Source organism: Hyphomonas sp., from assembly GCF_040882205.1.
Taxonomy (GTDB): Bacteria; Pseudomonadota; Alphaproteobacteria; order Caulobacterales; family Hyphomonadaceae; genus Hyphomonas.
In genome coordinates, this window is sequence record NZ_JBBEBT010000038.1 from 1 (window position 1) to 7,818 (window position 7,818).

Consider the following 7,818-nt stretch of genomic DNA (forward strand, 5'->3'; position numbering starts at 1 on the left):
TATCTCGCCGGGTGGGATTAGTCGACATGCAGGAATCCGATGCTGACCTGGAGATCGGTGTCCATCTCAAAGGCGCTTTGGCCACGACGCATTTTGCATCGGCTTGGTGGCATGCAGCAGGTCCGGCGTCCGGCCGCGCTATCATCAACACCACGTCAGCCGCCGGGTTGCATCCCAATTACGGCGGACAACTCTATTCGACTTGTAAGGCCGCCATCGCCGCCCTGACCATGGGTACGGCGCATGAGTTAGCCTATCTCGGGGTCAGAACCAACGCCGTGGCGCCCTGCGCCCGGACAAGAATGGTTGGAGGCAGCGCAATTGTGAGCAGATTGATGCCGTCTACGGACGGCTTTGACCGGCATGCGGCAGAACACATTGCGCCTCTGGTCGTCTACCTTGCGAGTTCCAGATGCCGTTTCACCGGCCGAATCTTCGCTATGGAGGGTCCTGATGTTGCAACCTACAAGCCTTGGAGCGTCGAGAAGCAATACTCGCAGCCAGGAGGCTGGACTGCAGAAACGCTCGCAGAGGTATTCTCCGGACACGACGAACAGGCCGAACATATGGCCTTCTTCCCCGGAGGGGTGGTGCCTTTTCGTCTGCCATCAGGGCGCACCTTAAAAGAACTCGGTCAAGCGGGAAAGGACTGACCTATCCAGCATGCAGTGCTGCCGACATTGGAACCCTGAGGGCGCTCGGCGGCAATTCCGTCTGTCCTCAGATCACGTCCACCATTCCCGGGAGAACTTTTGGAAAACAATCTGGACGATGATGCTTCAAATTCAGGAGCAGGGACGTGGAGGCGCATTTCTTATCTCGCGCGGAAGGCTTCACTAGCGCTGATTGCCTGCCTTTTCATGACAGCCTGCATTACCAGGCGTGAACATGTCCTGGTCCCGGCTGCCAGCGGTATTGTTATCGATGCCGGAACCGATAAGCCGGTCGATGTCGCTGGCGCGCTATGCGTGGCCGGAAGGTTCAGCCTCGGTCACAACGGGGCCGGACGGCCATTTCACACTTTGAGAACACGATAAAAACAAAGCACCAATGCAGTGTGACTGGCGGAGCAATACGTTGGCATCGAGCGGGTCACAGGTTCGATCCCTGTGCCACTCCCTGCCGCCATACACCCTTAACGCGAATGAGGGGCGACACTGGCTGCCAATGCGGAACCTGCGTTTTTCTAGCCGGCCACGAGTTGCACGGTCTTGTGTTCCTGCCTCATGGCAGGGGACGATACCCCTTCCAGCAGGTTCCCGATTGCGTGCGCCGGCATCGACTTTCCGAACAGGTAGCCTTGAATGTCATCACATCCTGCCGCGGCGAGGCGAATGCGCTGCAATTCTGTCTCTACGCCTTCGGCAATGACATCCAGTCGCAGGGCCCGGGCGAGGCGAACGATGGCGTTGACGACAGCGTCGGCGCTCGGATCAGTGCCGAGATTTGAAATGAAGGACCGGTCGATCTTGATCTTGTCGATCGGATAGCGTTGCAGGTAGCTCAGACTGGAATACCCCGTGCCGAAGTCGTCGAGGGCAATGCGGAAACCAAGGGCGCGCAGCTTGGCCAGGGTCGCAAGTGCGGCGTGATCGTTCAGCACTCTCGCAAGCCAGGTCTCGCTCGTCTGATCCTGGCCTTTTTGCAGGTAGCGGGAAGCGATGAGGATCCCGAGAGCGGGGCGCCAGCGATCCGCGCCCGGCATCTCCGCTGCGCGCGCCCTTCCCATGGCAGTGTACGCATTCTCCAATTCGGCCAGACCCGCCTGCGCGTTATCGGAGAGTTCGAGAACATCGCCGAGATTGATCATCGCGTTCCAGGCAAGGGGATCGGGCGCGGTGGCCCGGCGATGCGCAGAGGCGGCCCGCAAAAGGTCGCCGGCGAAACTCATGAAGAGGCCGAGTGTCTGCCGGGCCTGGGGGTCATCGGGCGCGACTTGAACGGCGCCTTTGGCAAGTGAAATGGCATCGTCCAGCCGTGCACGGTCAATATCTGTGCGGGCGGGAAGGGCGGCGAGGATGTCCGACAGTTTCAGCGCTGTTTCAACTGCCCCGGCCCCGCGGAGCGTTCGCTGGGCAAGAGCGGCGGCCAGTCCGGCTAGGGCCGCGGCGTCTTCCGGGTCGCCGGAAGCGGTTTCGCCAATCTATGCACCGCTTTATAACGGGTCAGCGGCGGCAAGCATAGTGGATTACCCGGTGGCGATGGAGCAACCTCGGGCGGGCGTCAGGTTTGAAGGAAGTGTCTTCGTTCTGGTCAACCGGCGCAGCTATTGCAACAGCGTGGCGACGGCAGTGCTGGTCCAGGATTATGGGTTCGGAACGGTGCTCGGTGAGGAGACGCCAGACCTCGCGACGACCTTTGGCGCGATGGAGCAGTTCCAGTTGCCGGCGACCGGAATGACGATCGGATTTTAGAAAGCCCCGATCATCCGTCCGAATGGAGACGTTGCTGCGCGCTGAAACGAAATTCGTCGTTTTTCGATAAATTGTCCCTTGTGCAGTGGCAGGCCGTTGCTACGTATAGCGCTACGTTCGCGCCGGTTGCGGGCGGCAAGGGAGATTTCGATCATGGCAACAGTGACCAAGAGCCCGACGGCGCTTCAGTATCTCGACAAGGCGATGGGCGGGCTGAAGCAACTTGGCCTAGTCCCGGGCGGCAAGAGCGGTGCGGCGCCGATCGTGGCGCTACTGGAGCAGATTTCCGATCTCGAGCCGGACAAGGTGGCCGCAATTGCGCGCACGCTGGACCAGGCGAGCCTGTTCAATGACGTGGTGCGCGAGCAGGTGGCCGGCATCACGGTCGGCGAGCGGTACGAGGACGTGACCAAGGCGTTCAACACGATCCGCGACGATGCCAAGTCGCTTGTGGATCAGTATGCCGATGGCAAGATTTCGACGATGGAGCGCGTCTCAACTGCCTGGATCAAGGTGACGCGCGGCGATATCGCGAGCCGGTTCGGCAAAATCAAGGACGTATATCTCGAGGTGCAGGCTGAGACAGCCAACCAGATCGACCGGGAGCGGAAGATCCTTGAGGCCTATCTCGATTTCCGCGGCGCCATGAAACAATCTGAAGTGCTTGCGCTGGAAGTGCTTAAGACGGCGGAAAGCAAGCTGAATGCGGCGCGCGGCGAAGTCGGCGAAGCAGTTGCGGCGCTCGAAGCCTACGCGGGCGCGGACCCGGCCGAGCGCGCGACGCTGGAACTGACGCGCGACGAGAAGCTGCGTTTCCTGCAGAACGAGGAGAAGCGCTACCAGATCGCCAAGGATCTCTCCGACAATATCACGATCGGTTACAATACGTCAGAAGTCGTGATGGCGCGCCTTGTGCAGACGACGACGGCGAAAGACCGCGTGTATGCGCAGTCGGTCAGCTTCTTCTCGACCAATGAAGTGGTGCTGACCGCACTGACGGCGAGTTTCACTGGTATGTACGGCCTGCATGAAAGCACGCAGACACTGGAAGCGATGAAGAAGGGTGTGAATCAGAGCCTTGAAGTGCTTGCCGAGATCGGCGGCAAGGTGCAGGAGGCGGCCGTTAAGGCAGGCTATGGCCCGACCGTTTCGGCGGCGTCCGTCAAGATGCTGGTCGACTCGGTTGTCTCCTATCAGGAGCGTACACAGACGATCATCGCCGAAATGCGCAAGCTCTCGACTCAGAACTCCGAAGAGATCCGCGAAGCGGTTGAAGACGGCAAACGGCGCCTGACGAAATTAGTCCAGGAGGGCGCGACGCTTGCGCTGCTTCCCAAGCCGTGAGCGACACCGCAGTTCCGGCTGTTCGTGACAAGAGCAAGCTCGACGATGTCCTCCTCGCGATGGACGTCGTGGACACGCTGCGTCACCGCGAGCAGCTTGTCCTGACTGAGCTGGATGCCGGCGCCCGGGAAGCCGCACTGCTGGAGCGCTTGAAGGACATCTATGCCGCGCAGGGCATAGATGTGCCGGAGCGCATCCTGAAGGAAGGCGTGAAGGCCCTGGAGGAGAAGCGGTTCCTGTATGAGCTGCCAAAGGCCTCGCTGGGGGTAAGCCTCGCAAAGATCTACATCACACGCGACCGCTGGCTGGCGCCGGCATCGTTTGCGCTTGTCGCGGCGGCGGCGCTGTTCGGCGCTTATCAGATTGGTGTTGTGGCGCCGGCGAAAGCAAACACCGCGCGGATGCAGATTGAACTGGCGCAGACGCTGCCGGCGGAACTGACGCGGCTATATAAGGAGATCCGCGCGGTTGCGGTTGAGGATTCCGCAAAGCTGCTCGCTGATGCGCTGCTCGCTGAAGGCCAGCAGGCTGCGGCGGCGCGGGATGCCAAGGCGGCACGCGGCGCCGTGGAGGCGCTTACCACCTTGCAGAGCGACCTGACGACAATTTACCAGGTGCGTGTCGTGTATGGACCGGGTGAAGAGTATACCGGGGTGTTGCGTATACCGGATGATGTGCCGGGCGCGCGAAACTACTATCTGATCGTCGAGGCCGTTGACCCGGCGGGCCGCTTGGTCGAGGTGCCCGTGACCAGTGAGGAGGACCGGCGCTCGGACCGCGTCTCACGCTGGGGGCAGCGCGTCAGCGATGCAGTGTTCAACGGCGTCGCCGCCGACAAGGGCGATGACCAGATCATCCAGAATGCAGTGATTGGCCAGAAGAAGGTCGGTTATGTATCCCCGCAGTACGCGGTGGAAACGCCCGGCGGGGCGATCCTCGAATGGTGACCGCATGAGCACCCCCTTGAATGGGCGCGATGCGCTCGCCTTGCTGGACGTTGAGCTGGGCAAGCTGCGCCAGTCTTTGGCCGTGGCGCTGGCAGACGCAGACGGCGTCGAATCGCGTCGTGGGACCATCCAGCGTGAGCAGGCGGCGACCTATGGCGCGCTAGCGGCGATGCGGCTCGATCTGATTCAAGCTGGTGGCGAGCGCGCGGAATTCGGCAAGCTCGAAGCAGCTGCGCGCGTGCTGACGGAGCGGCATGCGGCGTTTGTCTCAGCAGAGAAGGCGGCGCTGGAGGCGGTTGCCGCAGAACTAGCGGCGCTCGAGGCGAGGCGCACCGAACTTGCGGCGCGCCATGACGCGGCGATTGTAAGCTACGAGACGCGGGTTGCCGGGGCCGAGGCGAGCCTCAAGGGAAGCGCCGCCTATCTAGCCCTTGTCGATGCGGCGGAAGGCGCTCGCGCCGTGACGCTGCGCGCGCAGGAGAAGCTGGATTTGGCGCGCGCCGATCGCGCTGAGAAGGGGGGGCCTTACGAACATGATCCGCTGTTCAGCTATCTGTGGAAACGGAAGTTCCGGTCGCCGGATTACAAGGCGGGCCCGATAATCCGTATGCTGGATGGATGGGTGGCAAAGCTTTGCCGCTATGATCTGGCTTTCCTGAACTATCAGCGCCTTACGGAACTGCCCGACCGGATTGCAGAGCACTCGGTGTTTGTCGCAGGCCTTGAAGACAAGGCCGAGGCGGCTCTGGTCGCCGCGGAAGAGGCGGCTATGCGCGAGGCTGGCGTCGAGACGCTCAAAGCAGGCGCGGATCTTTTGAAGGCGGACATTGAGGCGTGTGACAATGACATCGCGGTTGCGGAAGAAGCGCACCGCGCCAGGGCCCAGCGCCATGAAGCGGCGTTGAAGGAGGAGGCGGGGCCTGCGGTCGAGGCGCGGGACTTGCTGGCGGCGGAGCTGCGCAAGGCGAGCTTTCCGGATCTGCGGGTGCTGGCGGCCGAAACGGTTCAGGTTGAAGATGACCGGCTCGTGGACGCGTTGGTGCGCCTGCGCGCCGAAGAGATGTCGCTGGATATCGAGGCGGGCGCACGCCTGATGCGTCCGCGCGGTTTGCGCGAGGATCTGGCGCGGATGGAGGCACTGCGCCGGCAGTTCAAGGAAGCGCGGTTCGATAGTCCGTATGCGCTCATGTCGCGCGCAGCATTTGACGAGATGATGTCAAACCTGATGAAGGGCGCCATGGATGTACGCGATACGCTGCGCGGCCTCAGCCGTTCGGTGCGACGGGCTGAGGCGCAGGCGCATCCGGATTTCGGTGGAAGCAGCCGTCGCGACACGATCGGCCTGCCCGATATCATGGGCGGTGTGATCGGCGGCGTTCTGGGCGAGGTGCTTGAGGAAGTGATTCGCGAGACGACGCGCGGTAGCGGCGGCTATGGTAGCGGGCCGATCTTTCCGGGACCGCCAAAACGGCCTTCGCGTTCATCCTCTTCAGGCGGACGGTCTTTTCCCAGTGGGGGAGGGCGCAGCGGGGGAGGTGGTCGCCGGCGCGGCGGCTTCAAGACTGGCGGTGGATTCTAGAGCCCGAGCTGGCCCTTCGAGAGACTGCAGCGCTTGATCTCGTTAGAGCCTGCGTGACCGCGCCAGCGCGGTCATTCAGGTTTTTCGCACTGACCTTAACCGCGCTTTCGGGGCCGACGAAGGGCGTGTTGGCGCCTTCGAAGCCGGGGACCTGGCCGCCGGGCTAGGTGTGGTGCGGCTGGAGCGGCGCAGCGTAGGCGCCGGCGATTTCGAGGCCGAGTTCGGTGAGATGCTGGCTAAGCTCTGTGCCGCGAACCTTTATTATCGAGGCTTTCAGGCCGGGCGTGCCGCCGCCAGCGGGTTCGGACATCATCTGCAGTTCGGCAGCTTCCAGCGTCTGCGCTTCGGTTTCAGCCTGCTAGAGCTTGCGGGCGAAGCCCGCGTCTAGCAGGCCTTCCCCGGCGGCGATCTGGCGAAGGCTGCACAGGTGCGCCAGCAGGCGAAGGCCGCAGGACGAGCCGCCACGCTCGAACTCAAGCAGGTGTTTCGCGACCGTCCAGCCGTCGTTGACCTTACCGATGACATTGGCTTTCGGTACGCGCACATCGGTGAAGAAGACCGCGTTCGGGATACGCTCGCCGCACAGCATCACGATAGGATCGACGCGCACGTCGGGTGAGGCCATGTCAATCAGGATAAAGGTGATACCTTGCTGCTGCTTTCCGAGGAGTCCGACCGTACGAGGCAGAACATCATGTTGGCTTCGTGGGTGTGGGTCGTTCAGGTCTCGGAGCCATTGCAGATATAGTTGTCGCCGTCCTCGACGGCGGACTTGGTTGGGGCGGCAAGGTCCGAGCCGGAATGCGGCTCCTAATAGCCCTTGCACCAGAAGTCTTCGCCGGCGAGGCTGCGCGGCAGGTAACGGTCCTTCTGCACCTTGGAACCGTGCCCGATCAGGGCGGGGCCGCACATGCCGGTGCCCATGGGCGAGAGGGGCGGGGCGCCGGCGCGGGCCATCTCGACGTCGAAGATATAGCGCTGGGCGACAGACCAGTTGGTGGCGCCGTATTCAACCGGTCAGGAGGGCGCAGCTCAGCCCTGTTTCACGAGGATGCGTTGCCACTCCATCGCGATGGGCTTGGGCGACTACACGCTGGTCACGCGCCGCGCATAGGCGCGCAGGTCGGCGCTGAGCTTCCTTTCGAGGAAGTCGCGGACTTCTTCGCGGAAGGCTTCTTCGTCACGGGTGAAGGCAAGTTTCATGCGGAGGGCATCATCGAGAAGGAACTCGCCGTTGCGCCCGAACGCGTTCCAATCTTTGAGGCGCTGATGCAGGCCCGGCGTGACATCCTGGCCCGCATTGCTGCGCTCGATAAGCAAATCCAGGCTGCTGCCAGAAAGAATAAGACAGTCCGGCTGCTGATGACAGCTCCGGGTGTCGGGCCGATCACCGCCATGGCAGTCGTTGCTGCCTTCGACGATGCTGCACGGTTCCGCAGGTCGTCTGGCGTGGGCGCTTATCTCGGCCTCACGCCGAGGCGATACGAATCCGGAGAGGTCAGCCGGAACGGCCGGGTGTCGAAACGCGGAGACA

At 62.5% G+C, this 7,818-nt stretch carries 6 protein-coding genes and 2 pseudogenes; 6 read left to right on the forward strand and 2 right to left on the reverse strand.

Features of this window, described 5'->3' with window-relative positions; translation table 11 throughout:
- A partial coding sequence (locus WEA77_RS02065) for an SDR family NAD(P)-dependent oxidoreductase (RefSeq protein WP_368066213.1) occupies positions 1-653 on the forward strand: 653 nt, incomplete at its 5' end.
- A gap of 533 nt (positions 654-1,186) precedes the next feature.
- On the opposite strand, the gene WEA77_RS02070 is transcribed toward WEA77_RS02065, so the two are convergent.
- Complete coding sequence (locus tag WEA77_RS02070) at positions 1,187-1,891, reverse strand: EAL domain-containing protein (protein ID WP_368066214.1); 705 nt, start codon at positions 1,889-1,891, stop codon at positions 1,187-1,189.
- 292 nt (positions 1,892-2,183) lie between these two features.
- Here WEA77_RS02070 and WEA77_RS02075 point away from each other — a divergent pair, with 292 nt between their 5' ends.
- From WEA77_RS02075 to WEA77_RS02090, 4 genes are all read left to right on the forward strand, one after another.
- Complete coding sequence (locus tag WEA77_RS02075; RefSeq protein ID WP_368066215.1) at positions 2,184-2,414, forward strand: S41 family peptidase; 231 nt, start codon at positions 2,184-2,186, stop codon at positions 2,412-2,414.
- 153 nt (positions 2,415-2,567) lie between these two features.
- A complete protein-coding gene (locus WEA77_RS02080) occupies positions 2,568-3,758 on the forward strand; it encodes a cell surface protein (protein ID WP_368066216.1) in 1,191 nt (396 codons plus the stop codon).
- Complete coding sequence (locus tag WEA77_RS02085) at positions 3,755-4,705, forward strand: DUF6384 family protein (RefSeq protein ID WP_368066217.1); 951 nt, start codon at positions 3,755-3,757, stop codon at positions 4,703-4,705. The genes WEA77_RS02080 and WEA77_RS02085 overlap by 4 nt, the downstream gene beginning before the upstream one ends.
- 4 nt (positions 4,706-4,709) lie before the next feature.
- Positions 4,710-6,284, forward strand: coding sequence for a hypothetical protein (locus WEA77_RS02090; protein ID WP_368066218.1), 1,575 nt, complete (start codon positions 4,710-4,712; stop codon positions 6,282-6,284).
- On the opposite strand, the pseudogene WEA77_RS02095 reads toward WEA77_RS02090, so the two are convergent.
- Positions 6,281-7,487: pseudogene (locus WEA77_RS02095) on the reverse strand (acyl-CoA dehydrogenase family protein). The gene WEA77_RS02090 and the pseudogene WEA77_RS02095 overlap by 4 nt on opposite strands.
- Positions 7,488-7,637: 150 nt before the next feature.
- On the opposite strand from WEA77_RS02095, the pseudogene WEA77_RS02100 reads away from it, so the two are divergent.
- Positions 7,638-7,818: pseudogene (locus WEA77_RS02100) on the forward strand (transposase); the annotation flags it as partial.

What these genes read in the sequence shown, in the direction of transcription:
- WEA77_RS02070 (WP_368066214.1), bottom strand. Translation starts at nt 1,891, where the DNA reads ATGAGTTTCGCCGGCGACCTTTTGCGGGCCGCCTCTGCGCATCGCCGG.
- WEA77_RS02080 (WP_368066216.1), top strand. Translation starts at nt 2,568, where the DNA reads ATGGCAACAGTGACCAAGAGCCCGACGGCGCTTCAGTATCTCGACAAG.
- WEA77_RS02090 (WP_368066218.1), top strand. Translation starts at nt 4,710, where the DNA reads ATGAGCACCCCCTTGAATGGGCGCGATGCGCTCGCCTTGCTGGACGTT.